Below are 2056 nucleotides of genomic sequence, written 5' to 3'. Positions count from 1 at the left end.
AATAGAGTAGGCGCATGAGTTACTCATGCGCCTCTCACAGATCCGTACGTGCGGGTCATCGCATACGGCTCCTCCATGATTATCCCCGTTGGGGATGATGTTCATTGTAAATATCCACTAAAGATACGAGACCAATTTCTTTAAACCATTCATTTGGAAGTGCTACATGCACTGGGGTAGACATTGAACTTCTCCAAGCATACATGCGCACACGTGGAAGTTCTCCTTTCCACTTTCTCCTTCGTAGTTCTCTATGCAGTTTTCTTATCTTTCGCCAACTTCTCAATTGTACTGACCTTAGCCTCCGCCGAATCCACTGGTCAAACTTCGTAAATAGTGTCTTGGTATGCCAGTGACCGAAGTAATTACCCCAACCACGCAAATATGGGTTGAGTTCCTCCTTAATCAATTTCTCAATGTTTACTGTTTGATTTCGCTTTGTAATTTCCTTAACTTTACTCTTAAATTTCTTTATCGACTTTTCAGATGGCTGAACCCAATAACCTTGTTTAAATTCATATCCTAGGAAAACAAAGGATTCTTCCATATTATTAACAATCTTAGTCTTCTCTGGATGTACGGTTAACCCGAGTTTTTGTTCAAGAAATCGAGTAACTGATTTAAGTACTCTTTCCGCACCTTTTTGTGATTTACAACAGATAACAAAGTCATCCGCATACCTTGTAATGCGATGCCCTCTCTCCATCATAAGTTCATCCAACGGATGCAAATATATGTTCGCAAGCAACGGACTGATGACACCGCCCTGCGGAGTGCCTTTTTCATTTAAATGAAAACTTCCACCCTCCATAATTCCTGCTTGGAGGAAACTTTCAAGTAATCCAATGACACTTCCATCCACTATTTCTTCCCTAACCAACGACATAAGTTTGTCGTGAGGAATTGTATCAAAGTATGATTTTAGGTCTGCATCAATTACATATACATACCCATCCCATAAATCCTTTCGGATTTTCTCCAATGCCATGTGTGCACTTCGATTCGGTCGAAAACCAAAACTACAATCAAGAAATTTAGCTTCAAATATTGGTTCTATTATTCTTCGTACAGAAGCCTGCACAACTCGGTCTCTCACAGTTGGGATCCCCAGAGGTCTTTTTGAACCATCTGCCTTTGGGATGTATACACGTTTCACTGGTCTAGGCTTGTATGTCTTTTCTCGTAATTCACGTTGAAGGATTTGTACATTATCCTCCACACCAAATTCAAAAGCCTTAATTGTTACTCCATCTACACCTGCGGCTCCACGATTCTTTTTAACCTCTTTAAAGGCTTCCTCCATGTTTGGCATTGCCCATATTTTATCTATGAGACTATACCACTTTCTCTTTTGTGGGGTCTTCACTCCCTCACGAAAACCTTGTTTGTCTTCTTTTCCGTTCATGTTCCGTTTCTTTCCTTTCAGTCTGATGATTGACTAGCCCAACTTCGGCAATATCAACAGATTCATAAAGTAATACACCCCCATACGGTCTACCCTTCTGTTCGACCCCGATTCTCTGGATTTGTCCTCTCGGTTTCTGTATGGACATGACGTATTCTAAGATAACTCAGTTCTTCTTCCATGGACAGACGGGCTTCGCACAGAGTCCCTACCTTTTGGGTTAAGGCTCCTCTTAATAACTTGTATTAAGTCACTTACCTTTGCGACCTTTCCGGTAAGCTTCTTCACTACTATCCCCTGCTCTGACTTCTCACCATTCATAATCTTATCTCATCCATCGCAGACTTGAATAAGGGTTACCGTATTTCGGAAACGATGAGACCTCCTTGGGTCACGTCATCGGGCTTTCCCCTGAATCCAGTCCTCCTAACTAACAGAGCCCTCTTGTGGCTTTGGACACTCCCTTCCTTTGCAGGGTTATCCGACTCTGCCAGCCAACACGGTTAGATTGTCGCCTGTTCCAGGTTTTGCCTTCAGGTCCTCCGCACAATTCCTCACGGCAATGCACTACCTGTCAGCTATACACTTCCGCCACTGCGGCGTGTTCGGGACTTTCACCCGTTAGTCCGATGCGCTGCCAAGCGCACAAAG

1 protein-coding gene is annotated in these 2056 nt (G+C 43.2%); it reads right to left on the bottom strand.

Annotation, left to right across the window (positions count from 1 at the left end):
• Positions 1-79 precede the first annotated feature (79 nt).
• On the bottom strand, positions 80-1405 hold the full coding sequence (ltrA, locus tag HNR53_RS23035) for a group II intron reverse transcriptase/maturase (protein WP_184530527.1): 1326 nt from the start codon (positions 1403-1405) through the stop codon (positions 80-82).
• Positions 1406-2056: the final 651 nt, after the last annotated feature.

Source organism: Bacillus benzoevorans (genome assembly GCF_014207535.1).
GTDB lineage: Bacteria > Bacillota > Bacilli > Bacillales > Cytobacillaceae > Bacillus_BD > Bacillus_BD benzoevorans.
Note: the sequence above shows the minus strand (reverse complement) of the source record. Positions and strands in the feature narration are given on the sequence as shown.

Bases quoted from the DNA above. Each gene is read 5' to 3' on its own strand.
- ltrA (WP_184530527.1), bottom strand. From the start codon at position 1,405: ATGAACGGAAAAGAAGACAAACAAGGTTTTCGTGAGGGAGTGAAGACC.